Annotated in this window: 29 protein-coding genes; 1 reads left to right on the top strand and 28 read right to left on the bottom strand. The window is 41.9% G+C overall.

Annotated features, from left to right (window positions below):
- Positions 1-480: 480 nt before the first annotated feature.
- The 14 genes from WMZ97_RS00145 to metG all read right to left on the bottom strand — a co-directional run bounded on the left by WMZ97_RS00145 (position 481) and on the right by metG (position 14,543).
- On the bottom strand, positions 481-1,101 hold the full coding sequence (locus WMZ97_RS00145; RefSeq protein WP_343270026.1) for a 50S ribosomal protein L25/general stress protein Ctc: 621 nt from the start codon (positions 1,099-1,101) through the stop codon (positions 481-483).
- A 234-nt stretch (positions 1,102-1,335) separates the two neighbouring features.
- Positions 1,336-2,289, bottom strand: coding sequence for a ribose-phosphate diphosphokinase (locus tag WMZ97_RS00150; protein ID WP_343270027.1), 954 nt, complete (start codon positions 2,287-2,289; stop codon positions 1,336-1,338).
- An 18-nt stretch (positions 2,290-2,307) separates the two neighbouring features.
- Positions 2,308-3,687, bottom strand: coding sequence for a bifunctional UDP-N-acetylglucosamine diphosphorylase/glucosamine-1-phosphate N-acetyltransferase GlmU (glmU, locus tag WMZ97_RS00155; protein ID WP_343270028.1), 1,380 nt, complete (start codon positions 3,685-3,687; stop codon positions 2,308-2,310).
- A gap of 523 nt (positions 3,688-4,210) precedes the next feature.
- Positions 4,211-4,498 carry a septation regulator SpoVG gene (spoVG, locus tag WMZ97_RS00160; protein WP_343270029.1) on the bottom strand — a complete coding sequence of 96 codons (288 nt, stop codon included), beginning with the start codon at positions 4,496-4,498 and terminating at the stop codon, positions 4,211-4,213.
- A 229-nt stretch (positions 4,499-4,727) separates the two neighbouring features.
- A complete protein-coding gene (gene purR, locus WMZ97_RS00165; RefSeq protein ID WP_343270030.1) occupies positions 4,728-5,546 on the bottom strand; it encodes a pur operon repressor in 819 nt (272 codons plus the stop codon).
- A 59-nt stretch (positions 5,547-5,605) separates the two neighbouring features.
- Positions 5,606-6,469: a 4-(cytidine 5'-diphospho)-2-C-methyl-D-erythritol kinase gene (gene ispE / locus WMZ97_RS00170; protein ID WP_343270031.1), complete on the bottom strand. Its 864-nt coding sequence runs from the start codon at positions 6,467-6,469 to the stop codon at positions 5,606-5,608.
- A gap of 144 nt (positions 6,470-6,613) precedes the next feature.
- The gene (locus WMZ97_RS00175; protein ID WP_269410822.1) at positions 6,614-6,793 is read right to left on the bottom strand and encodes a small, acid-soluble spore protein, alpha/beta type; all 180 of its coding nucleotides are present in this window, start codon (positions 6,791-6,793) and stop codon (positions 6,614-6,616) included.
- 219 nt (positions 6,794-7,012) lie between these two features.
- Complete coding sequence (veg, locus tag WMZ97_RS00180; protein WP_343270032.1) at positions 7,013-7,282, bottom strand: biofilm formation stimulator Veg; 270 nt, start codon at positions 7,280-7,282, stop codon at positions 7,013-7,015.
- Between the two features lie 218 nt (positions 7,283-7,500).
- Entirely contained in the window at positions 7,501-8,373 is an 873-nt protein-coding gene (gene yabG / locus WMZ97_RS00185; RefSeq protein WP_343270033.1) for a sporulation peptidase YabG, read from the bottom strand.
- 303 nt (positions 8,374-8,676) lie between these two features.
- Positions 8,677-9,561: a 16S rRNA (adenine(1518)-N(6)/adenine(1519)-N(6))-dimethyltransferase RsmA gene (gene rsmA, locus WMZ97_RS00190; protein ID WP_343270034.1), complete on the bottom strand. Its 885-nt coding sequence runs from the start codon at positions 9,559-9,561 to the stop codon at positions 8,677-8,679.
- Positions 9,551-10,123 (bottom strand): ribonuclease M5, encoded by a 573-nt coding sequence (gene rnmV / locus WMZ97_RS00195; protein ID WP_343270367.1) that lies wholly within the window; start codon positions 10,121-10,123, stop codon positions 9,551-9,553. The genes rsmA and rnmV overlap by 11 nt, the downstream gene beginning before the upstream one ends.
- A gap of 112 nt (positions 10,124-10,235) precedes the next feature.
- Positions 10,236-11,474 (bottom strand): ubiquitin-like domain-containing protein, encoded by a 1,239-nt coding sequence (locus WMZ97_RS00200; RefSeq protein ID WP_343270035.1) that lies wholly within the window; start codon positions 11,472-11,474, stop codon positions 10,236-10,238.
- A gap of 263 nt (positions 11,475-11,737) precedes the next feature.
- Complete coding sequence (locus WMZ97_RS00205) at positions 11,738-12,505, bottom strand: TatD family hydrolase (RefSeq protein ID WP_343270036.1); 768 nt, start codon at positions 12,503-12,505, stop codon at positions 11,738-11,740.
- Between the two features lie 79 nt (positions 12,506-12,584).
- Positions 12,585-14,543 carry a methionine--tRNA ligase gene (gene metG, locus WMZ97_RS00210; protein WP_405027635.1) on the bottom strand — a complete coding sequence of 653 codons (1,959 nt, stop codon included), beginning with the start codon at positions 14,541-14,543 and terminating at the stop codon, positions 12,585-12,587.
- Between the two features lie 265 nt (positions 14,544-14,808).
- Between metG and WMZ97_RS00215 the strand changes: the two genes are divergently transcribed.
- Positions 14,809-15,087 carry an AbrB/MazE/SpoVT family DNA-binding domain-containing protein gene (locus WMZ97_RS00215; protein ID WP_343270037.1) on the top strand — a complete coding sequence of 93 codons (279 nt, stop codon included), beginning with the start codon at positions 14,809-14,811 and terminating at the stop codon, positions 15,085-15,087.
- Positions 15,088-15,317: 230 nt separating this feature from the next.
- Here the strand turns inward: WMZ97_RS00215 and rsmI are convergent, their stop codons facing one another.
- The 14 genes from rsmI to recR all read right to left on the bottom strand — a co-directional run bounded on the left by rsmI (position 15,318) and on the right by recR (position 25,206).
- Positions 15,318-16,205, bottom strand: coding sequence for a 16S rRNA (cytidine(1402)-2'-O)-methyltransferase (rsmI, locus tag WMZ97_RS00220; RefSeq protein WP_343270038.1), 888 nt, complete (start codon positions 16,203-16,205; stop codon positions 15,318-15,320).
- Entirely contained in the window at positions 16,183-16,473 is a 291-nt protein-coding gene (locus WMZ97_RS00225) for a GIY-YIG nuclease family protein (protein WP_343270039.1), read from the bottom strand. The genes rsmI and WMZ97_RS00225 overlap by 23 nt, the downstream gene beginning before the upstream one ends.
- On the bottom strand, positions 16,460-17,206 hold the full coding sequence (locus WMZ97_RS00230) for a tRNA1(Val) (adenine(37)-N6)-methyltransferase (protein WP_343270040.1): 747 nt from the start codon (positions 17,204-17,206) through the stop codon (positions 16,460-16,462). Before WMZ97_RS00230 ends, WMZ97_RS00225 begins: the two co-directional genes overlap by 14 nt.
- Positions 17,207-17,317: 111 nt before the next feature.
- Positions 17,318-17,662 carry a DNA replication initiation control protein YabA gene (gene yabA / locus WMZ97_RS00235; RefSeq protein WP_343270041.1) on the bottom strand — a complete coding sequence of 115 codons (345 nt, stop codon included), beginning with the start codon at positions 17,660-17,662 and terminating at the stop codon, positions 17,318-17,320.
- Between the two features lie 13 nt (positions 17,663-17,675).
- Positions 17,676-18,503 (bottom strand): PSP1 domain-containing protein, encoded by an 828-nt coding sequence (locus WMZ97_RS00240; protein WP_343270042.1) that lies wholly within the window; start codon positions 18,501-18,503, stop codon positions 17,676-17,678.
- A gap of 5 nt (positions 18,504-18,508) precedes the next feature.
- Positions 18,509-19,498, bottom strand: coding sequence for a DNA polymerase III subunit delta' (gene holB, locus WMZ97_RS00245; protein WP_343270368.1), 990 nt, complete (start codon positions 19,496-19,498; stop codon positions 18,509-18,511).
- Between the two features lie 17 nt (positions 19,499-19,515).
- A complete protein-coding gene (locus WMZ97_RS00250) occupies positions 19,516-19,956 on the bottom strand; it encodes a YaaR family protein (protein ID WP_343270043.1) in 441 nt (146 codons plus the stop codon).
- A gap of 220 nt (positions 19,957-20,176) precedes the next feature.
- The gene (locus WMZ97_RS00255; protein ID WP_343270044.1) at positions 20,177-20,506 is read right to left on the bottom strand and encodes a cyclic-di-AMP receptor; all 330 of its coding nucleotides are present in this window, start codon (positions 20,504-20,506) and stop codon (positions 20,177-20,179) included.
- 14 nt (positions 20,507-20,520) lie between these two features.
- A complete protein-coding gene (gene tmk, locus WMZ97_RS00260) occupies positions 20,521-21,159 on the bottom strand; it encodes a dTMP kinase (RefSeq protein ID WP_343270045.1) in 639 nt (212 codons plus the stop codon).
- A gap of 36 nt (positions 21,160-21,195) precedes the next feature.
- Positions 21,196-22,632: an aminotransferase class I/II-fold pyridoxal phosphate-dependent enzyme gene (locus WMZ97_RS00265; protein ID WP_343270046.1), complete on the bottom strand. Its 1,437-nt coding sequence runs from the start codon at positions 22,630-22,632 to the stop codon at positions 21,196-21,198.
- A gap of 808 nt (positions 22,633-23,440) precedes the next feature.
- Positions 23,441-23,632, bottom strand: coding sequence for a sigma factor G inhibitor Gin (locus WMZ97_RS00270; RefSeq protein WP_343270047.1), 192 nt, complete (start codon positions 23,630-23,632; stop codon positions 23,441-23,443).
- A 151-nt stretch (positions 23,633-23,783) separates the two neighbouring features.
- Positions 23,784-24,050, bottom strand: coding sequence for a pro-sigmaK processing inhibitor BofA family protein (locus tag WMZ97_RS00275; RefSeq protein WP_343270048.1), 267 nt, complete (start codon positions 24,048-24,050; stop codon positions 23,784-23,786).
- A gap of 70 nt (positions 24,051-24,120) precedes the next feature.
- Positions 24,121-24,339, bottom strand: a complete 219-nt coding sequence (locus tag WMZ97_RS00280; RefSeq protein WP_343270049.1) for a YaaL family protein — start codon at positions 24,337-24,339, stop codon at positions 24,121-24,123.
- Between the two features lie 270 nt (positions 24,340-24,609).
- A complete protein-coding gene (recR, locus tag WMZ97_RS00285) occupies positions 24,610-25,206 on the bottom strand; it encodes a recombination mediator RecR (protein ID WP_343270050.1) in 597 nt (198 codons plus the stop codon).
- Positions 25,207-25,208: the final 2 nt, after the last annotated feature.

Here is a 25,208-nt window from a genome sequence, read left to right on the forward strand (position 1 = left end):
TTTCAGCATATCCTATAATTTATCCCTTTCATCAACCTCATGTGTCTCAAAGGAAGGGATGTGCATATTATTGTTTCATAAAGTTAAACTTCATTCAGTGAGGGTGGTTTACCCTGCTGAAATAGAAGATCAAAGGCTAAAGACGCAACATCCTGTTGCAACGCCTTTGTGACCTGCATCGTGCAGGCCCGAACAGAATCGGAAGACCCCGCAGAGTGGTGATTAAAAGGAAGGCCGACTAAGAACGGATTTTGCGTCCAACGTCGGCATACCCCGATAAAGGGGCAAGGAGGCTAAGGCCGTGCCCGCGGAAGGCATCCACCCGAAGCGATCCCGGACGGCGGCATCAGCACATGTATTTGAGACTCCGCATCCTCTTATCAACTACGGATTACACTTTACTTAAAAAATTTACCTATAATCGTTCATCTTTAGTGTACAAAGCTTCGGTTACGTCCCAATCTCACTTCTTAAGCATATTTATTCTGCGTCCTCATCGACTAATTCTGGTTCATCATTTTCTTCCGGTGCCTCTTCCACATCATCCACTGTATCAGGTGGTATGACCGTTGCGATGGTCGTTTCTGCATCAGCAAGGAATTGATACGTATTACTTGCAGGCAGGTCAGCGATCGCAATACTGTCACCAACTGCAAGGTTAGAAACATCCACACTAATTTCTTCTGGAATATCAGCTGGTTTTGCTCGAACCTGAAGTTCATAGAATGGCTGCTGTAACACGCCGCCTTCTTTAACACCAACTGCCTCCCCTTCTAATTTCAGTGGTACCTCAACGTCCATTTCCTGAGACATATTAACAATATAAAAGTCAGCATGCAGCATTTCATCTTTAATCGGATCCATTTGATAATCGTGCAGCATGACATCGACAGGTTTATCATTTTCGACATCAAGAGAAATGATGGAATTTCTACCCTCATCACGAACCGTTTTATATAGTGCTAATGTATCGACTGAGATCGACTTTGCTTCTCTATCCTTACCGTATACAACAGCAGGTATATGTCCTTTTTCCCTGATCGCCTTTGTAGCGGATTTTCGATGATCTTCCCGTTTTGATGCGTTTAATGTTACTGCCATGTTTATCATCCTCCAATTATTTAAAACCTAGCTGTATACTAAGTCCTTTTGTTTGAATAATGCTAAATTCATTGATATACGAGCTTGTGCTTTCCAAATAAAGTGGTGTTATCATACAGATTGTATTATTTAGTAACTTAAGCCGTCCTAAAGCAACAATCTTTTAGAAAACGTCCATAAGTAAGACAGTGTTCGTACTATATTCTATTCCCGAAATAACATGATTCTAAACCTTTAATCGAACAGGATACTTACTGACTGCAGTTCATGCACACGGATGATCGCTTCACTCATCAGCGGTGCGACGGATAATTCTTTTACTTTATCAATTCGTTTTTCTTCCGGAAGCGGAATGGTATTGGTTACAACCAGTTCCTTGATTTGCGAATTCTGGATGCGCTCAATCGCCGGTCCGGATAATACCGGGTGCGTACAACAGGCATATACTTCCGTTGCACCACTTTCGATTAAAGCGTTTGCTGCTAATGTAATCGTACCGGCTGTATCAATAATATCATCGATTAATATTGCCGTTTTGCCCTCGATATTTCCAATGATATTCATCACTTCAGCAACATTTGGCCGTGGTCGGCGCTTATCAATGATACCAATTGGCGCCTTTAATCGATCAGCCATTTTCCGAGCTCTGGTCACCCCGCCGTGATCTGGTGAAACAACTACAATATCTTCCAGATTCTTTTTTTCAAAATAGTCCGTTAAAATAGGCACTCCTTGCAAATGATCAATTGGCGTATCAAAGAATCCTTGAATTTGCGGAGCATGCAGATCCAGGGTGATCATCCGGTCGGCACCTGCCGTTTCATATAAATCTGCAACAAGCTTGGCGGTGATTGGCTCTCTGGCACGCGCTTTACGGTCTTGACGTGCATATCCATAATACGGCATAACTACATTAATCGATTTGGCTGATGCTCGTTTACAGGCGTCGATCATGATCAATAGTTCCATGATATGCTGATTAATCGGGGCACATGTCGATTGTACGATGTATACATCACAGCCGCGTATGCTTTCCTCGATATTAATCTGAATTTCCCCGTCACTAAACGCAGACACTGTACACTTGCCAAGGGTAGTACCAATGTGGTTGGCAATTTCTTCTGCTAACTGCCGATTTGAATTGAGTGAAAATACCTTTAAAGCTGGATCCTTATAGGTTGATGTCATGAGAAAAAAACCCTTTCGTTAATCTTTTTGTCTACCTTTTAATCTTGATGCATAGCCTTCTTTATTGGTCTGTCTCGAACGTGCAATGGATAAAGAATCCTCTGGTACGTTTTTCGTAATGGTAGACCCTGCCGCGACATATGATCCCTTTCCTACTGTAACAGGTGCGATTAAATTCGAATTACAGCCAATGAAAGCATCATCTTCAATGGTAGTTAGATGCTTATTTTTGCCGTCATAATTAACCGTTATCGTCCCGCAGCCTACATTCACATTACTGCCGACCGTGGCATCACCGATATAACTCAAATGAGAAACCTTACTTTTATCACCGAGAGAAGATTTTTTCACTTCGACAAAGTTACCGACCTTCACTTCATTCCCAATTTGTGCTTCAGGTCTAATATGCGCATACGGTCCGATTTGTACTCGTGCACCAATACTGCTGTCCTTCGCAACACTATGCCTGACAATGGTGGCCTCCCCTATCAGACAATTTGTGACTTCAGAATGTGGCCCAATCACAGCATTTGTTCCTATCGATGTTACACCGCCAATTACACTCCCCGGGTGGATGATGACATCTTGTCCAATCGTTACATCCGGACCAATATAGGTGTTTGCAGGATCAATAATGGTGACACCATTGCGCATATGACGTTCATTTATTCGCTTTTTCATCACCTGCTCTGCATGAGCCAATGCAACCCGGTCATTAATACCCAGCGTTTCCTCATAGTCAGATGTTTGAAAAGCACTAACCTTTTCCCCTCTGTCACGAATGATTTCCATCACATCGGGTAAATAATATTCCCCTTGGGCATTATCATTGGTTACTTCCTTTAATGCCTCAAAGAGTGTTTGGTTATCAAAGCAATATGTACCTGTATTTATCTCGCTAACCGCACGTTCTGACTCATTTGCATCTTTATGTTCAATGATCTTCTCTACCTCGCCAGCTTGATTGCGAATGATTCTCCCGTAACCAGTTGGATCTGGTGCCTTCGCTGTTAAAACGGTAGCCTTGGCTCCTGTTTTTTCATGATGTTCACAAAGGGATCGATAAGTTGCACTGGTAATTAACGGTGTGTCACCACATACGACAATGGTTGTGCCCGTTTTATGCTCTAATAATCCTTTTGCCTGCAATACCGCATGTCCAGTTCCTAATTGTTCCTTCTGGGTAACAAACTTACTTTCATTCCCGATTCGTTCCATAACCTGATCAGCGCCAAAGCCAACAATTGTGACGATTTCATCGACGTTTACAGCTTTTAATTGGTGGATGACATGTTGGACCATTGGTTTACCCGCTACCGGATGTAATACTTTGTAAAGGTTCGATTTCATCCTTGTACCTTGTCCTGCTGCAAGAACAACACAAAAGCGTTCCGTCATGAGGAGACCTCCATTCGATGTGTGTCCATAGACTCTATTTAAGCCAGACTGTATGTTTATCCTCTTTATAATTATCCACTATGAATATATCTCAAAAAGGGGATAATTTCAACACATATAAGTTCAAGCAGGTGTCGACGTAACTATCTTATGTACGTATATTATTGATAACAGGCCGTCGTTTCTATTATGTTCCAATTTATAGGAACAAAGGCGCAAGCGCCCGGTTAGCAACGTACAAACTGGAGCACTTCGCAATGAGATAAAGGAAACATGCCCCCGCAACAGGGATATGCCGACGCCCGAGCGACAGCCCGTTCTTAGTCGGTCTTCATTTGTCCTCTGAACCGATGTTGACTTATCGTAGTGGAGAAGTGTGAAGTTTGCTAGTTGCTGGCGCTGGAGCCGGACGGGGCTCAACTTGGCCATCCATTTATCCACAGGCATAAAAATTTATAATTTCCTAGATGGCAAAAAAAGAGACTAATCCTAAGTAGATTAGATCTCTTGTTGTTTACACATATCACGAAGCGCCTGCTTCCTCGTATTCCAGTTCTTCACCTACACGGCGGTATTCTTCTAAAACGGCATCCTGAATCTTGGCACGGGTTCCAGAATTAATCGGATGTGCAATATCGCGAAATTCCCCATCTGGAGTTCTCTTGGACGGCATTGCCACAAACAAACCATTGTTACCGTCAATCACGCGAATATCATGGACAACAAACTCCTGATCCAAAGTAATCGAGGCGATTGCTCGCATTCTCCCCTCTGTAGCGACGCGGCGTAATCTTACGTCAGTCACTTCCATGATGTTTCACCACCTTTTCCCTTTTAAACTTATTACCAGTATTCAACAAAAAAATGATAATTCCTGCCTAATATTAAAAAAAGTTTAAATAATTACATAAGGGATTGTTTTGAAACATGGGAGGGTTGCTTGACCATACCGTGTGAACTAGTTTGCTGATCCTTAATTAACTTTGTCAAGCAGGGTCTTTTTGTATAGACTAATATATAGTCTGCTAGTCCCTATTTGCTTACATATGATTCATTATATTTCCTGCGAGAACTTGAATTTGTTTGTACTTTAAGTCAACATTTTTAATCTTAACCAGTGATGTATAATCCTCCACGACCCGATCTTCTTCTTCATCATCAGCCTCAGCCAGTACTCCGATTGCACTTACCGTTGCATTAAATTCCTCAAGAATACTGACCATCCCGGTAATGGTTCCGCCAGCTTTCATAAAGTCATCAATAATACAAACCTTCGCACCCTCTTGCAGGCTTCGTTTTGGTAAGACCATCGATTGCACCTTTCGTGAGGAACCCGAAACGTAATTTATACTTACCGACGAGCCTTCCGTTATTTTTGGATCTCGTCTTACGATTACTACAGGAACATTTAAAACTGCAGCAACAGCATATGCTAACGGAATCCCTTTTGTAGCCACGGTCATCACAACGTCTATATCCACTGAAGAAAATGACGCAGCCAATACTCGGCCAATTTGTTTCACCATTTTCGGATTACCTAAAATGTCGCTCATATATAAATAACCACCGGGGAGAATTCGATTTGGGTCCTCAAGTGTTAGGCGCAATTCATCAATAAACTGCTTACTTTTTTCCTGTGCATAATCCGGTATATAGCTTACTCCACCCGCTGCTCCTGCAACCGATTGCAGAAACCCTAGTCCTTCTTCCTGCAATACTCGATCAATGATATCAATATCTTCACTTATCGAGGACTTTGCTGCCTCATATTTACTGGAAAAGTAAGGTAATGATGTGTGGGTTCTAGGATTTTCTAGAAAATAATTAGTTAATGATACAAGACGATCACTTCTCTTCATAACTACACCTCTAAAGCCGAATATTTACTTTAAAATATACCACTTTTATACGTGTTTCATCAAGGCCGGCGTTGATCAAGCAGCCGTACAATGTAAACTTCCTCACAAAATCCCCTTAATCCATTATAAATGCGTCTAGCCTTGCTGTAATGTTCGACAAGACCAACAATGGTAGGACCGCTTCCGCTCATAAGTACCCCGTTTGCACCAGATTGGATCATTTTTTTCTTGATTTGTTCGACCTCCGGATGCAAACGAAACGTAATACTCTCCAGGGCATTGCCAATATTTGCAGCAAGGCTTCCAAAATCCGCCTGCTCAATTGCTGTTAAAACTTCATTCGTGTTGGGATGAATGATTTCGCTAAGATCAACCCGCTGGAAAACACCTCTTGTTGATACACCGATATTTGGTTTCGCTAAAACAACATAACATGATGGCGGAGAAGACAATTCCTGGATTCTTTCCCCGTGACCTGTAGCAAGGGCGGTTGTGCTATATACGCAAAAAGGAACATCCGATCCGATCTCCTCGCCAATACTGGCTAATTCCTTTAAAGAATTATTAATCGACCACATTTGATTCAATCCACGTAATACTGCTGCGGCATCACTACTGCCACCGCCAAGCCCTGCCGAGACAGGGATGTTTTTTTCTATTTTAATCCGCACCCCTTCACGCACATGATACTTATCTTTAAGGATTGCTGCGGCTTTATACGCTAAATTCCGCTCATTATTCGGCACATATTGATTATCAGCAGCCACCTCAATTCGGTCTTCAGCTAGCGGATGCAATTCAATACGGTCCACCAAGTCGATGGCAGTCATAATCATCGCTACCTCATGAAAGCCATCTTCACGCTTTCTAAGCACATCTAAAGACAAATTTATCTTAGCCGGCGCTCGCTCAAAATGAATCATCTCCGTCACCCACTTTATCAAACTATACCAAATTGTGTCATGAAATGAAAAGCGAAAAGTGGCTGCCTTAGTCGATGTTTCACTATTTTAAGTTCCGCCGTACTATAGCAGGAAACCTTTCTTAAAAGCAAAAGACAAACCCCATTAGGGTCTGCCTCCTTGCTGCATGTTTTGCTCGGCTATTTCAATCGCTCGTTTCACCATGTTACCGGCATCCCGTGCTTTAATGCCGCCCCAGCCTTCCTCTTGCACGGTGTCGTAAAAACCTAACTCTTTGGCAATTTCTTCTTTCAATTGGTCTGACATAATTCCTCGTCTACCCATGAAAGATCCCCCTTTTTGTTTGAGCATCCTTTCTTACGACAGTTATAGCATTTGTTCCATCTGTTAAACATACTCCAGTTATTTGTTTGCAAAACAGGAAATGAATTGAAGTGAAGCGCAAAATATGAAGTTTATTTATTTTTAACGTGGAAGAGAAATCTTCTATCGGTACTGCCAAATATGTAACAACAAACAAAAGCAGAGCAGTAAACATGTCGTCTACTGCTCTAATATCATTGCTTTTGTTCTGTCTTCTTGTTGAAAACTTAGTTCTACTGTCTCTGTTAAAACGTCTGCATAGCTGTATGAAACACGTTCGAATGCGTTCTCGTCCTGATCAAGTTCGACAATGAAGACGGAAGGATACGTTTCAGCCAGCACCCCATAACGCTCAATCGTTTTCCTTCTCCCTCCATTGGCTTTTAGCTTTAACCGCTTGCCTTTTTGGCATTCAAGACCTTGCTTAATTTCGACTAATGTTTTTGCCACTATACTCCACCTCGCTATAATGATCATACCACATGCTCGTTTGTAAGTCAAATAAAACTTATAATTATAACAGTATACCTTTTTTAATGTCAACAGTTAAAACGAAATATTTATGTTATTATTTCGTAAATGTTAAAAAATTATGTATGGAAAGTGAAAAATTATTGTGGCCGCGAAAAAATATCAGCCACAATTATGATTCCATACATTCCATCTTCCTAATTATCATACGGTTCTTCTTCTACATACGGCATACCAGTACGAAGCAATCCTTTAGTCTCCACGCCTCCCATTCCTTTTTCTCCGGTGAGGGTATTGCGAAGTGCATCCCATACACTTACCTTCTCCATAAATGGCGTATAGGCAATTTTTGCGGCAATATAAACGGGATCAAGGGCATGGATATTAATTCGCGAAGGAGAGCTGGCAAAGTTTGCTCCAGCCCGAATAAGTGACTCAAAGTGCGACTGACACGCACCTGCAAAAATAACGAGTTGATCCAATTGAGGAACAATTTGTCTGGCCGATCGAACCGTCTCGGCAAAATACTTGGAATGCCGGTATGCACGAAGGTCACTTTTTAACCCTTTATTTTTAGAAAATGAATCGTGACCTGTAATGACAATGATATCTGGTTGAATCTTCTCGACAAGCGCGCCGATTTCTAATGGCATTTCCCTTTCAAGCAGATGAATGCCATGAACCTGCAAGCCCATCCGCTGATATAATTCTATACATTTCTTTAAGTACAGTTTATCACCATCCACATGTAACACCTTAGCAGGAAGCTGAAAATAGCTGGTTGGGTACGTGAATCCCTCAGTCGATTGGTAATCCCGCTTTTCTTTCATTAATTGATAATCCTGCCGAAACAAACGATAGGAAGATTCTTCCTTTTCCTTGTCCCGTTTGCGCCGTTTATCCAGTTCCCGCTGTTGAACATGTACAAGGTCGGTTGCAGGCGCATCTGCCTCCAGACGAACATCTTCCCCATGGAGGATGACCGTGTCCCCATGCCGGGCTGAGACCCGAAATAAAACATCATGCTGATATGATTTACGTGTCACTAAATCACCAGTTGAAAAATCCATCAAACCACCTCACAAGCCTTCGCATTCATGAAGGCATCCCTGAAATAGCCTATGTGAGATGAGGCGTTTTGTGCGTAAAAAGGATAGGGATATAACGAAAACACCTACCTAAACGAACGATGACATGTCAGGTAGGTTAGGAGTTACTTTTTATGTGGATTTTCATATGTAGGTATGACTTCATCCATGCAATGAGGCCTCGAACGATGAATTTTTTCTCGTTTTCGTAGCTTCAACAATGCGATGAGGCTACGAACGAAGCTAAATTCCAAGCAAAGTAATTTCTCTATCCTCTTCTGACAGTTATGATGTCGTTATTTGGAAAAAGGCATTAGCCAGCTTTGCAAACTCATCCATTGTTAATGATTCACCGCGCCTGGTTCCATCGATTTCAATCGTATCCAGCAACTGATTAATTGCATTTTTTGTCAAAGAACCGCTAAAGTGGTTGGTTAAGTTGTTACGCAATGTTTTCCGTCGTTGCGCAAATGCTGCTTGAACAATCGTAAAAAAGAATTCCTCATCAAGAACATCAACGGGCGGCATTTCTCTCATCGTTAGTTTTAGTACACTTGAGTCGACATTTGGCTGTGGCATGAATACACGCTTAGGGACCTGCATGACCACTTCCGCATGTGTATAGTATTGGACGGCGATCGAGAGCGACCCATAGCTCTTGGAATTGGGTTTAGCCGCCATACGGGCAGCTACCTCTTTTTGGATCATCACCGTTAAACTATTGATCGGCAATTTCTCCTGTAACAATTTCATCAGGATAGGTGTCGTAATGTAATACGGCAAATTAGCCACGATATGGATAGCTTGATCTGGGGAAAAGTTAGCCTGGATTGTCTGGTGGACATCCGCTTTTAATATATCCTGATGAATCAGTTGTACATTGTCATATTGCTTTAATGTCTCCCCTAATATGGGAAATAAACGCTGGTCAATTTCGAATGCTGTCACATTTTTGGCATGGATCGCCAGCTGTTCCGTTAATGCGCCTATTCCCGGCCCGATTTCAATAACCCCTGATTGCTTGTCAATTCCTGCATGTTTGATAATGTTTTCCAAGGTGTTCACATCAACCAGGAAGTTCTGGCCCAAACTCTTTTTAAAGAAAAATTGATAGGTATGAAGAATTTCTTTTGTACGAGTTGGGGTTGCTATATATTTTTTATTCGTCATTGGTCTCCTCCTGAAGCACACGATTAATTGCCTGTTCAAATTGGGAATGGGTTATTTCAAACATACCAAGCCGCTTCATTAGCTGTTTGCCATTTGTATGTCCAATCTGCAATAGCTTGCCAAGCCGGTCCCTCCTGGAATTTGCCCGCGGCCCGCCAATAAGCCCATAATGAATCAAATCTTGCTTGGTAATATCATTATGTTTCGTCTGGGCTACTTCATATACATCCGCTAAAGCACGTTGAAGCGTAGCAATGGACGCATGCTCAATTCCGAGACTCTTATGATGGGTATGCTTTGGTCGTGCTTCTTCTTGCTTTAAAAAGGCATGCTTGCACCCAGGGACTGCCTGATCAATTATCCGGCGAATTCGCTCCCCTGGATAATCAGGATCCGTAAAAATAATAACTCCACGCTTATCCTTGGCATGCTGTATCTGTGCTAGTGTTTCCTTATTAATCGCAGATCCATTTGTTTCAATGGTATCAGCCCGAACCGCTTGTTTGATTTTCGCTGTATCGTCACGCCCCTCAACAACGATGACTTCTTTTATCTTTTCCATATTCTTCATTCCTTCATTTATTCCTGTAAACAAATAATACTCCTACCATCATAGCATGGCAGGAGTATTATTTTCACGCATTTCTTGAATAAGCATACCTCATATGATTGCCTTAATTTAAGATCTTCACTTTAACTTGCTTGCGGCCAAAACTGTACGCATCAGCCTTGGTTGGTACATGCAAGTCAATTTGCTTGCCGCTAAAGCCGCCTGTATCTGCTGCAATAGCATTTCCATATCCTTCGACCCATACTTTTGATCCTAATGGAATGATACTTGGATCAACAGCAATCACCTTTGCATTTGGATTTGCCTGCAAGTCAATACCTGTTGCAGTATGGCCGGAGCAGCCGCTACAGTCTGCAGTAAAAGCTGTTGCAGTCATATATAATACGTCACTATTTGCATTATTATTACTAGATGACGTGTTAACAACATTCGGTTCTGCATTCTTTTTCGGTTTTGGTTTCGGGTCTGGCTCTTTGGTTCCAATTGCTATAATTTTATTTTGACTATCTGTTGTTACTTCAGAGTCGATTAATTTGCCTTTTTTCTTCTTGCCATTTTTCTTAAATGCCTTATATGTCAATTCCCGTATTCCATTCTCGCCATCTTCCAGCACCTTTTCTTCCCCTTTGGCCAAGGTGTTGTCTTTTTGGGTTTCTGTTTCAAACGGGATCTCCTCTTCTAAAACAATATTCGGTAACTTTTCAATACGGGTAATGGCGATCTTCGTATCCTTTGTTATCTGATCACCTGGTTTTGGTTTAATTCTATCCTTGCTGTCTTCTTCGTATGTAATTTCGTTATCTTCAAGGAAATCTGCAACAGTAACGCCTGTCGTCCAATATTTCTTTTTCTTTCCACCATCGTTAACAGTAATTTGAAAAGCCTTATCGATCGTTAATTGCATGCCATCTTTTAGTTCATCACCTCGGTTAAAAGACAGTTCATCATGCTTGGAAACCGATAAGCCATTCTTAGGTTTATCAAGGAATGCACCAACCGTTTGCATCATTGTGTAAAACTCCTGCTCCTCACCATCCATGAGGACTGTAATCCGCTTGGCATGATTTAATGTAATCTCCATGCCATCTTTCAGCTCTGTATTAGGATCTGCCGATAACTCATCATGTGCACTAACCGTTATTCCTTCCTCGTTAAGCAGTTCTTCTACCGTATTTGCATGTGTACTCACTGTTCGTTGTTCGCCGTCTTCTGTTATGTCTACCTCTGACTTCTGTGCTTCGATCAGCAACAGACTGGAGAATACTGCAAGTGCTACTACACCAATACTAGAGATAACCAGCTTCCATTTCGATGCCGGCATAAGCTTTGAAATAATCTCCATGCTTTTTGCCTCCCCTCATTTCCTAATCGAGTATAGTAACACTCCTATACAAAGTCAAAGCCATTACGTTTACGGTTTGGTTACAAACAAATTACACACACAATCCTAACAGCACTTTATTTTTCTAAGTAACCTGTAAAATGTTGGTATATCAAGCGATCATCCGTGTTACATAATTGTAAAAAAAGAGACCAGCAACCCTGCTGATCCCTAAAATATATAGTGATTTTTTTATCGACTATTACAGTCAATTTACGACGAATTTACGAGATTCCAAAGAGATGAAAGGCGTTTTCTGTCGTGATCTTGCCAATCTCCTCGATCGTTGTCTCCCTAAGTTCAGCGATCTTTTCGGCAACCAATTTAACATATGCCGGCTCATTTCGTTTCCCTCTATTTGGGTGTGGAGCTAAGAATGGTGCATCGGTTTCGATGAGGAGCCGGTCAGCCGGCACCTGAATGGCTGCCTCTTGCGGTAATGGTGCGTTTTTAAACGTAACTGTACCACCAAAAGAAATGTAGAAATCCATATCCAGGCACGTTTGCAGGTAATCAGCAGAAACGTTGTAACAATGCATGATCCCCCCAATCTGCTTGGCATCCTCCTCTTGTAAAATCTCCAATATATCCTCAGTGGCCTCCCGGTTATGAATAATAATCGGCATATTTACTTTTTTGGCAAGACGGATTTGTTTACGGAATACATCTTTTTGCACATCTTTAGGTGACTTATCCCAATGATAGTCCAGCCCCATTTCACCGATAGCCACTACCTTTGGATGGGCGGACAGCTCTTCAATCCAGGCTAATTCCTCATCGGTCATATCAATCGCATCAACCGGGTGCCATCCCACTGCGGCATAAATCGTTTCGTATTGTTCGGCAAGTTCAATGGCAAGCGGGATTGTCTCCCTGTCAAACCCAACAACAACCATGTATTTCACACCTGTATCAAATGCACGCTGTATTACCTTTTCACGGTCTTCAGCAAATTGTTCCACGTTTACATGGACATGAGTATCAAATAACATTAAACTTTTCCTCCACTTCACTTAGCTTTTTACTGGTAAAAAAAGTCATATCCGTACCTTGGATATGACTTTTTTGATATTACTTTACAACCGACCCGTTCGGTAGTGTTTGTTCAACCGTAGCAAGTGCGAGTTTACCTTCAGGAGATTCACCGGAAAGAATCATTCCTTCAGACATCTCTCCACGTAATTTCACTGGTTTTAAGTTGGTTACGCAAATTACTTTTTTGCCAACAAGCTCCTCTGGCTGATAATGTTGGGCAATACCGGAGATGATTTGGCGCTTTTCATTACCTAAGTCAAGCTGAAACTTTAAAAGCTTATCTGCCTTTTTCATTTTCTCCACTTTGATAACTTCAGCAACACGCATATCCAGCTTCATGAAGTCATCATAAACAATTTGTTCTTTTGGTGCAGGCTGCTGCGACGTCGTTTCCTTCTTTTCCGCCGCAGGCTTTTGCATCATGGTTTTAATCATCTGAACCTCTGCCTCTGCATCCAAACGCGGAAAAATTGGGTTTCCTTTTTCCACCTTTGTTCCGGCTTTAATTTGCCCTTGTTGATGGACACTTTCCCATTCCATCAACGCGTCATCCTTGATCCCTAACTGCTTGAAGATCTCTGCAGGTGATTCGGTCAAAAATGGTTGGAGCATAACAGCAGCAATGCGCAATGATTCCGCTAAATGAGCCATGACATTGCCTAACCGTTCTTTTTTACTTTCATCTTTCGCCAAAATCCACGGTTCATTTTCGTCAATATACTTATTCGTCCGACTTATTAATTGCCATAAGGAAGACAGGGCTACCGAAAACTGCATGTTCTCCAATGCATCTTCCACTTTCTGAATTGTTTCCTCAGCAAACTGTTTCAGGGTCTGATCAACTGTCGTTTCCGATGCTTTATATGCAGGAATTTCTCCATTAAAATATTTTTCAATCATAGCAACCGTACGATTTAACAAGTTGCCAAGGTCATTGGCTAAGTCGTAATTCATCCGTTCCACAAAGCCCTCCGGTGTAAATACGCCATCCGATCCAAATGGTACCTCACGTAATAAATAGTAACGCAATGCATCCAGTCCATACCGGTCGGTTAAGCTGACAGGATCAACGACATTTCCTTTTGACTTGGACATCTTGCCATCCTTCATCAGAATCCAGCCATGAGCAAACACTTTCTTCGGTAATGGCAGATCCAATGCCATTAACATGATCGGCCAATAGATAGTATGGAATCGGACAATTTCCTTACTCATTAAATGAACATCCGCCGGCCAATATCTTTGAAACTTTTCATCATGATCCGTGCCATACCCGAGCGCCGTAATGTAATTGCTCAAGGCATCGACCCACACATAAATCACATGTTTGGGATCTCCTGGCACTTTAATACCCCAGTCAAATGATGTCCGGGATATCGCTAAGTCCTCTAATCCAGGCTTAATAAAGTTGTTCAGCATTTCATTTTTACGGCTCTCCGGCTGGATAAACTCCGGATGCGCATCATAAAACTGGACAAGCCGATCGACATATTTACTCATTTTAAAGAAATACGATTCCTCTTTTACCTTTTCAACCGGGCCCCCACAATCTGGACAATGCCCATCCACTAATTGCCGTTGGGTGAAAAAAGATTCACAGGATGTACAATACCAGCCTTCGTACTGATCAAGGTAAATATCCCCTTGCTTCAACAACTGGGCAAAGATCTTTTCCACCGCTTGTTTATGGCGCGGTTGCGTAGTACGGATAAAATCATCGTTGGTGATCTTCAGCTTTTTCCATAGTGCTTGAATACCACTAACAATATCGTCCACATATTCCTGAGGCGAAACACCCTTTTCCTCCGCCTTTTTCTGGATCTTTTGACCATGTTCATCTGTACCGGTTAAATACATCACGTCAAATCCCCGCAACCGTTTATACCGTGCAATCGCGTCACCAGCTACCGTGGAATATGCATGTCCAATGTGCAAATTGCCACTCGGATAATAAATTGGTGTCGTGATATAAAATGTCTTCTTTTCGTTTGACATGTGACTCTTCCTCCTATACGACTAAATTCCTCTTTCTATTGTAGCGATTTTATCACAAGATTTCCATTTTCGGGGTATTCATGCCTTTTTTCCATCATTTCCAATTTTAACAGGGTACAACACAAGATTACGATGAATTTTATAATTTCACATCTTTTAAAAAATTAATTGACACTTTTGGTAAAGGTTGGTACGATATTGCTAGATACTTGTCGAACCTTGACGAAAAATTTGTTCTAATCTATTAAAAGGGAGGAGGAAATGTATGAAGTCTACAGGGATTGTACGAAAGGTCGATGAATTAGGACGCGTTGTCATTCCGATTGAATTACGTCGAACACTAGATATTCACGAAAAAGACGCATTAGAAATTTATGTCGATAATGATAAAATAGTATTAAAGAAATACACGCCCAACATGACTTGTCAAATTACTGGGGAAACCTCTGACGAAAACATGGCCTTTGCCGATGGAAAACTGGTACTTAGCCCAGACGGAGCCAAGCATTTGGTCAGTGAAATACAATCACGGCTTGATAAATAAAAAGTGAGCAATGACTACTATAGATGACCTCCATGTGATAAAGGGGGCTGACGCTTTCGCAACGAACGTCAGCCTCTTTTTTATGCCGGTTAACTGCATGACAAAGGTTAGATTCTGTTCTTAGCCTGCACGAAGCAGGTCACAAAGGCATTGCAACTCAGACGCAAAGAGAATTTAGTCTTTGTTCCTCTAATTCAACGGGAAAGTACCCCACAGAATGAAGTTTCACTTTATTCTTTCGGATCATGATCAACATGAAACGTCTGATATACCTCCCGTTTTGGCATATGACGATCTTTGGCAACTTGTTTGATGGCATCCTTACTGGAAATACCATCATGATCCAGGTAATAATGGACATGTTCAACCACAGATAGATGTCCCCACCATAATGTTTCCTGGTGCTTTTCCTCTTCGGTATTGCCTTCTACCACCATCACAAACTCGCCTTTTAACGTCTGATCCTCAACGGCAGCCAGGATATCCGCAATCGTGCCTCGTGTATATTCTTCATATCGTTTGGTCAATTCTCTGGCAATCGCAATATGCCGGTTACCGAACACCTCATGTATTACTGCCAGTGTTTCTTTTACCCGAAATGGGGATTCATAAAATAGTAATGTTGCCTGCATCTGCTGCAGACGCTCTAATTCATGTACCTTGTCCTTTTTTTTCCGTGGCAAAAATCCATAAAACAGAAACTCTGTAGACGGAAGTCCGGATCCCACCAGTGCACATAATGCAGCATTTGCCCCTGGCAAGACAACGACGGGGATGTCCTCAGCAATCGCAGCACGAATAAGCTCATACCCTGGGTCTGATATCCCCGGCATTCCGGCATCACTAACAACCGCAATTGATTCACCAGCATGTAATCGGGCCATCAATGGAGCCTCTTTTGTCTCTTTATTATGTTCATGATAACTAGTCAACCGAGTTGTAATATCAAAATGATTCAAAAGCTTTCTTGTATTACGTGTGTCCTCAGCAGCAATCACGGCAACCGTTTGCAGGGTCTTTAGCGCCCGATACGTTATATCCTCCAGGTTCCCAATTGGTGTCGGAACAACATAAATGGTCCCTGCCTCCTGATGTTCAAAACTCTTCTGTATTTTCATGCCTATCTTCCTCATGGTTACGACATATTAATTGTTCTTTGTGCTTTCGACTTAACCGTTTAATCGCATACTCCTGTTGCATCGCTTCTTCCTTTGTAGGGAAATGTTTCATATATTTCACCTGAAACGGTCCTCTCCCCCGTGTATATTTTGCCCCTTTACCGGACTCATGTAAACGCAGACGCCGTTTCATATCATTCGTATACCCAGTATATAGCGTGCCATCATGACATTGCAGTATGTAAACGATGTGCTTATTTTCGCCCATAGATGATTTCCTCTGCCTCGTTCGTGTATGTGTTAGCCTCATTATAAATATATAATGGCGGCAGGATAGTTAGATCTGCCTTGCCATCCCGGATTGCCTCCACTAAAAGCATATTTGCCTCCCTGCCCATTTTGGGATAAACAAGCTGCATCCGTTTTGGTTCCAATTTATACTGACGAAATGCGGTGATAATGTCAACCAGTCTACCTGGCCGATGTACCATTGCTACCTTGCCACCAGGACGCACATGTAGTTTGCAAGCTTTTACCACGTCATCTAACGTACAGAAAACTTCATGTCTGGCAATCGTTAAATAGTCATTCTTATTATGCTCTGTCTTTGCCGGGGTACGGAAATAAGGAGGGTTACATACAACCACATCAAACTTACTGTGGCCAAGTGCAGGCTTTAGTGCTTTTAAGTCCTTATGAAGGAAGGTCACCTGATTTTCCAATCCATTCATCTGCACATTTCTTCTTGCCATATCATACAGTCGCTCCTGAATTTCTACCCCGGTGATCTGGGCATTGGTTTTCCTTGATAACAGCAGCGGAATCACACCATTTCCGGAACAAAGCTCAAGAATACTTCCCCGTTTAATTGGAACAGAAGCAAAATGGGCAAGTAACACTGCATCTAGTGAAAATGAAAATACGGTAGGGCTTTGAATAATTGTCATTTCTTCGTCCCCAAGTAAATAATCCATCCGCTCATCATGATGTAATCGCACCATTCTCATCTCTCCCTTCTTTGCAGCAGTTGGACACATTCACTAAAAAAGCTGCCTCGTGTGTCTTATTGAAGACATGAGACAGCTTTATACCGGTGATTTCTAATTTGTTCCCTATTTTGTTTTGCTTAAGAAGTCCAAGCAAAAGATACAATCCTCATCCCTTCTTGGACTGCCGAATTCCAAATTACAAATGTGGAATCCTTCTTCATATAATCTGGCCAGGTTGTCGTACCCTTCACCAGGAATATCTTTCGTATGCGTCGCATCTCTTGTATCATCACTAGCTTGTTCCTTTGTGTTTAAATGATTACGCAAATTATGGTTTTCCACCGCTAGACGCTGATTCTCTTCCAGCAAGCTGCCTAATTGATTTTTTAAATCACCAAGTTGTTCATATAATTTACCAATTCGTTCTTCCATATCCGACACTTGGTCAAAAATCTCCCTTTTGCTCAAGCTTTACACCCCACTATTCTGTGGCTTGTGCTGAAATGATTCCTTCTTCGATTAGTTCATCTAATGTATACTCAATGACACGTTCTTTCTCTGGAAGCTCAATATGGATGACACGCTCAAGGATGTTCAGACCAACCACTTTTCCGTTTCCGAACGGTGTTGTAATCATTTCGCCTAGATCAGGCAATACACGTTTTGCTGTTTCATAATCATCATTTTCATATTTCAAGCAGCACATTAACCGGCCGCATAGTCCCGAGATCTTTGCCGGATTCAAGGAAAGATTCTGATCCTTGGCCATTTTAATGGACACTGGTTCAAAATCACCCAAGAAAGTCGAGCAGCATAGCATCCGGCCACAGGGACCAATCCCGCCAAGCATCTTGGCCTCATCCCGTACCCCAATCTGCCTGAGCTCGATCCGTGTTTTAAATAATGCTGCTAAATCTTTGACCAAATTGCGGAAATCAACACGGCCATCTGCTGTGAAATAAAAAATGATCTTGTTCCGGTCAAATGTATATTCTACCTCCACCAGATTCATATCCAGCTTATGCTCGATAATTTTCTGCGCACATGTTTCAAAGGCTGCTTCCGCCTGTTCCTGATTTTCGACAACCGATAATTTGTCCTTTTCATCGGCAATCCGAATAACCTTCTTCAACGGAAGGACGACATCTTCCTCATCAACCTGCTTACCGGCAATAACAACCTTGCCAAATTCAATGCCACGAATTGTTTCCACAATTACGTAACTATCTATCTCAATCTCCTGTTCACCAGGATCAAAATAATATATTTTACCCGCCTTTTTAAAACGGACTCCAATCACTTCAATCATCAATATCACCTCTGTATTTGAAGTGTAAGCTGCTCCATCACCAACGTCGGATGGACATTTTGCTTCAATTTCTGTTTTGCTGATAAAATGGCATTTAAAATTGCAAGGACTTTTGCTTGTGAAAAAGCCATCGTGAGGTCTTCTAACTTCTGACTTGACTTATCAAAGACGACAATCGCTTCATCGTATCCAATATGAGACATCACAATATCTTTAAATGCTAATAGCAACAAATCCAAGCCATGTTCTTGCTCCTTTTTCTCCTTAAAGTGGGGCAACCACTTACTATGGATAAACAAATAAGCATCATCTGGATTTTCGATGAACTTTTCAATTAATTGTACCATTAACTTTCGTGCACTGGCAAACCAATCATCTTCATTCCAATGGGTTGCCTCTGCTAAATTATTGGTTAGTGCACTAAACAATCTGGCATTTCCTTCTGGTATGTTGGCATCCATTAGCTGCTGCTGAAAGTAGTAGGGATTTAATGACTGTAATTCAAGTATCTGGCAGCGGGAGCGAATGGTAGGGATAATCGATTGACTGTTCTCTGTCAGCATGATGGCGGTTGTTTCTTTGTTCGGCTCTTCCAGGAACTTCAAAATGCGATTCGCTGCATTTAATGTCAGTGTTTCAGCAGCTTTGATAATATAAACTTTCCGATTGGATTCCAGACCTGAATACTTGAATTCCTTTTGCAAATTATCGATTTGTTCTTTTTTAATCGATTGCCCTTCAGGTTCGATCCAATGTACATCCGGATGGTTTTTGGATTCAATGCGTTTACATGCATGACATGTTTGACATGGCTCTACTCCATCCTTATTGGTGCAAAACATGCTTTTGGCAAGCTGGGTGGCAATCGATTCTTTCCCGGTTCCACGCTCCCCGCTAATTAAATAAGCATGGGAAATCCGATTTTTCCGCATGCTGTTTGTAATTATCTTTCCCGCTAATGGTTGGATTTCCATAATCTCTGCCCATGTTTTCATCATTTTTTCGTCCTTCATTACCTGTATAAGTTAATCAATAACCCTTTGATTTCTCCGATCATTCCTAACAAATCAACGGTCTTCTTTTCTTGACTCATCATTTCTTCGGTTAATTCTACTAATTTTTCATCTACTTCTTTCACAATGCTCAGTTTCCTGCTTTGGGTATCTAATTGAAAACTATGACCACTTTGCAATGCAAGGCCACTATGTACCGTCTCTTGCAGGAATCCTTTTACCAAACGCTTAAATTTCACGAAATCACGAAAAGAGCGAAACCGGGCAAGTTTATCTCCTTGCCTGGTAATATTATCCATTAACTGCTGTAATTCCTGGTATTTCATTTTTTGCGTCTGGGATGCCATCACACCATCAAATGATGGTTTCTCCGCCGCACTGCTTCGATTATGGTTGGTCGTGGGATCCATTTGCGCCCGCATTTCCTGACTAATTTTCATAGGTTTAACCCCTTTTATACGGCATGGGATGATTGGATAACGTGAAATTTCATCGAGCAGGCCCGAACAGAATCGGACCCTTGTCATGCTGTTGACTCCCACTTATCTTTTTTATCTTATCTCAAAATCTTGAAGGGGAGTCTTACCACCCGTTAAGAGTAGGTAAATTGGATACACCCACAGCGAATGCCTGGAATACCCTTACTCCAGCAAATTTGTTTTAAAATTGAAGAAACTGCTCGATTGGCAGGATGAAGACAGTTGCTCCGCCTACTTCTACTTTAACTGGCTTGGGAATATAGGAATCTGCATTCCCGCCCATTGGCGAAATGGGAGCCACCATTTGTTCACGTTGCGAGCAATTATCACGAATGATATCTAACGCTTCATCAACATACGCATCTTCACAACCAATCATTAATGTCGTATTGCCTTCTTTCAAAAAGCCACCTGTTGTCGCAAGCTTCGTTGTTTTAAAATTTCCCTCACCAAGTGCATCGACAAGACGATTCGAATCTTTATCCTGTGTGACTGCAATAATTAACTTCATGGAACTAACCTCCTTTACATATTTTGTTGCTCCAAATAAGCGATAACTTTATGTTGTGCTTCTGATTCTACTTGTTCCAGAGGTGATTCAGCATCAATGGAAACAAACCGGTCTGAAAATTTTTCTTTTAGTATCGTATATGCTTCATATACGCGCTCATGAAATGAAAGCGTTTCTAAATCAAGCCGGTTCATTTCTCTATCTTTATTCGCTGTGATACGCTGTAATCCCTTCTTTGGATCAATATCAAAAAATAATGTCAGGTTCGGCATACAGTTCTCAATTGCAAATTGATTAATAGACCAAATATCATCCATTGCCAACCCTCTTGCATACCCTTGATAAGCAAGACTACTGTCAATGAACCGGTCACATAATATAATATTCCCGTTTTGCAGTGCTGGTAACACTTTTTCGACTAAATGCTGTCTCCGTGCTGCCGCATATAGCAACGCTTCTGTACGGCTATCCATTTCTGTATGCCGTGGGTCGAGGATAACCTCCCTAATTTTTTCCGCAATTTCAATCCCGCCAGGCTCACGGGTAATGATTACAGGCAGACCCATTTGCTTGAGTTTTTTTCCTAATGAATGAAGAATAGTTGTTTTTCCAGCGCCTTCCGTGCCTTCGAAGGTTATAAAATGTCCGTTCACGTATGTTTCTCCTTTATACCAAAGCCATGTTTAGCTTCAGCCTTTCTTCATTAATATACGTATACCGCTTGTTAGATCGCGATGCTGAAAAGCTGCACCCTGCATAATTAGTTGCTCGATTCGCTTAATATGTTCCCCTGTGACCTGTTCCCCTTTCATAATAAGCGGGATTCCTGGGGGGTATGGAATAACAGCCTCTGCCGCCACCTTATCTTTTGCCTGTTGAAATGGAACAATGGCAGTTTGACACTTTCGCATCTGTTCATATGACATAGCAAGTGTATTTATTTTGGCAGGGAACTGTTTTATTACTTCTATTGTAGCATGTTTTGCCGTAATTTTTAATCGATCTTGTACTTGTTTTATGGCGTTACTTAATTTGTCTAATTTTTGGAAGGCTTGCAGACCATGAATAAATAATACGTGATGGTCCGCCGCTAGTTCCGGATAGATGCCAGCCTGTTCAAAAAAGTGGGCCACTGTGAATCCGGTGTAGCCTTGTTTGATGCTTAAGGTTATTTTAAGTGGGTCATCATGTGTTGTAAGCGGAATAAGGTTCCAGTAATCACTATTGGCAAACAGCCTTCGCACCTGTTGGACACTTCCCAGCACCATTTTCATATCCCGCTCGGAAAATGTCGCTAAAAAGGCCCGCGCAATATCTAATGAGGCCATTAGCGGATAGGAGGGACTACTGGATTGCAGCATTTGTAAATAGTGGGCCACCCGATCGTTAGAAATACGTTGCCCCGCTATATGTAAATAGGACGCCATTGTCATCGCCGGTGCCATTTTATGTGCAGATTGCACAGCCAAATCGGCACCAAGTGCTAAGGAAGACGCTGGAAATGGATCACCAAGTATAAAATGAGCCCCATGTGCTTCATCAACTAAAACAGGAATATCATATGCATGTGCCAGTTGAATCATTGGATCGATCGCATATGTCCGGCCAAAATAATCAGGGTAGGTCAGCACAACCGCCTTTGCTTCAGGATACTTCCGTAAAGCTGCTTTTAGGGTATCCAGACTGGGAGATGTATAACGGTTAGCTGCTTCATCATATTCAGGTGCGATAAATACCGGGTTCGCCCCACTCAGTTCTAACCCGTTAATAATCGACTTATGACTATTTCGTTGCACAATTACTTTTTCCCCAGGTGCACAAGTGGCCATGATCATCGCCAAATTCCCTGCTGTACTACCACCAACAAGGAAAAAAGTGTGATCAGCATGAAAAAAATCTGCAGCTAGTTGTTCGGCTTCAGCAATCACACCGCTCGCCGCATGCAAATCATCCAGACCAGTTAATTCCGTCACATCGATTGGCAGGATATTTTTGAATGCGTTTCTAGCTTCATGTGGAAAAATAGTTCCATTCTTATGCCCTGGTACATGAAAGGAAATTGAATGCTGCTGGTTAAATTGAATTAATGCTGTATATAAAGGTTTATGCTGCTGGTTTTGTTTCAAAATTTCCCTCACCTTTCCAATACTACTTGTCCGAGCATAGTTGTTATTGCTAGCATCGGCAGTATCAACTGATTTTGGCTAATCATAAACCCTGGAGCGTGTGCATCAACCCAATTCGGCTTATCATCGACCTGCGAACGCGTGCATCAACCCAATTTGGCTCATCATCGACCTGGGAGCGTGTGCATCAACCCAATTCGGCTCATCATCAACCTGGGAATGAGGACATCAGCCCAATTTAGCTTATCATCGACCTGCGAACGAGAACATCAACCAAACACGGCTCATCATCGACCTGGGAGCGTGTGCATCAACCAAACTCGGCTTATCATCAACCTGCGAACGTGTGCATCAACCCAATTCGGCTTATCATCAACCTGCGAACGTGTGCATCAACCCAATTCGGCTCATCATCAACCTGGGAATGAGGACATCAGCCCAATTTAGCTTATCATCGACCCGCGAACGAGAACATCAACCCAATTCAGCTCATCATCGACCTGAGAGCGTGTGCATCAACCCAATCCGGTTAATCATCGACCTGGGAATGAGGACGTCAGCCCAACTCGGCTTATCATCGACCCGCGAACGAGAACATCAACCCAATTCAGCTCATCATCGACCTGGGAATGAGGACGTCAGCCCAACTCGGCTTATCATCGACCCGCGAACGAGGACATCAACCCAATTCAGCTCATCATCGACCTAGGAACGTGAACATTAACCTAGTGTATTTTTTAAAATGTGCACTTGTTCCATATCCTAAGAAAAAAGTCTTTGCACGTAACTAATGCAAAGACTTAACATGCTAGGAATATAATGTTGGTTGATTCATATTTTTTAATTTTTGTAAGTAATAGTGGTATTTTTCTTCTCTTGGTTCCGTGTGAATCATGTTTTGCTCACACTCACAACAGATAAACAGATTGTATAAATGAATTCCCGTTTCCTTTTCTTCCTCACATATTCCACAACGTTCGATTAAAATAGTTTGTTTCATCTCCCCACCTCCGTTAGCTTAGTATCTCCTAATCTAACGAAATGTATACATGTAAACTGTGAAACTTTCCTTTAATTTAACTATATGTTTCATAGGCCTGTTTGTTTCCAAAAAGTGAGGTGGATGTTATTTTAAACATGCAAAATTCGGGTCATGGAATAATAAATAACTGAATAGCAGCAAGAGAGGCAACCCCAAATAATCCTAAGAACCCTGAGATAATGGTTGTAAATAGATTGATAGGGATATGCAATCCAACTGCACCACCAAATACATTAAAGAAAAATAAAAACAAGACGCCAATACCCAATTTCACGATGCTATGGGCGATAAATCGCATTGGCTTTGCTGGTGCGCCAACAATTAAAAGTACAATAATTAGTGCAACCATAATCGAAATAACTACAGTAGAGCTCAATGCCTTCAACTCCTTCTCCTTGTCCCTTTCTATTATCTATGAAAAAAAGGAGGGAAAAAGAACCTATCAACTATGAATTATAACGAATCGCACTAATCTTTCGGTGGCGCGCCTCACGCAGCAAATATAAATATTTTGCCTCAGCAAGTTTCTCCATGTGTACACTGGAATCCATTGGTTCAATACTCTTTTCCAGCAGGGAACGGATTTGCTTCCATTCCCTTTCTAACGTAAAAATAGCATCCAATAGTTCCTCATCGATATCTTTCTTCTTTATCTTTTTGCTCATGATGTAACCAACTCCTACAATAGCATGTTCAAAAAGGAGGATGAAAAGGACCGAGGGCGGCTAAGGTCGCAACGTCCTGTGCGTCGAAGTTCGAGGCGGTGTAGTTTTGAGCAGCACAGTGTATGTTATTTAAATACATGAGCAGCGGAAAAACAAGCCAACGAGCTTTCACAGGATGTGGTGACTTCCGCGTTGTCCACAGGACGTGGACGATTTTAGTGGAAGTTCCCCTTTTTATATGTCATTTTCACCGGACCTTTTGAACATTCCTTACAAATCCCTTCTGCCTTCTAATGCCTTAGATAACGTAACCTCATCAGCATATTCAAGGTCACCACCAACCGGCAAGCCGTGGGCTATTCGTGTTGTCTTTATCCCTGATGGTTTCACAAGTCGGGAAATATACATAGCAGTTGCTTCACCCTCAATATTTGGATTTGTTGCTAAGATTAGCTCCTGGACTTCATCGTCTTTTAACCGATTCAACAAGTCAGGAATATTGATATCTTCTGGTCCAATCCCATCCATGGGAGAGATGGCGCCATGCAATACATGATATTTGCCATGAAATTCTTTCATCTTTTCCATCGCAATAACGTCCTTTGGGTCCTGGACAACACAAATAATCGATCCGTCGCGTGAATTATCCTGACAAATGGCACATGGATCCTGATCCGTTATATGCCCACATATGGAGCAATGGGTAAGCTCACGTTTGGCATTTACCAGTGAATTGGCAAAATCCATGACGTCATCCTCATTCATATTAATGACAAAAAAAGCCAGTCGGACTGCTGTTTTTGGTCCGATCCCTGGCAGTTTGGTAAAGCTATCAATTAGTTTAGAAATCGGTTCTGGATAGTACATAC

Source organism: Lentibacillus songyuanensis (genome assembly GCF_039548255.1).
Classification (GTDB): Bacteria; Bacillota; Bacilli; order Bacillales; family Amphibacillaceae; genus Lentibacillus_C; species Lentibacillus_C songyuanensis.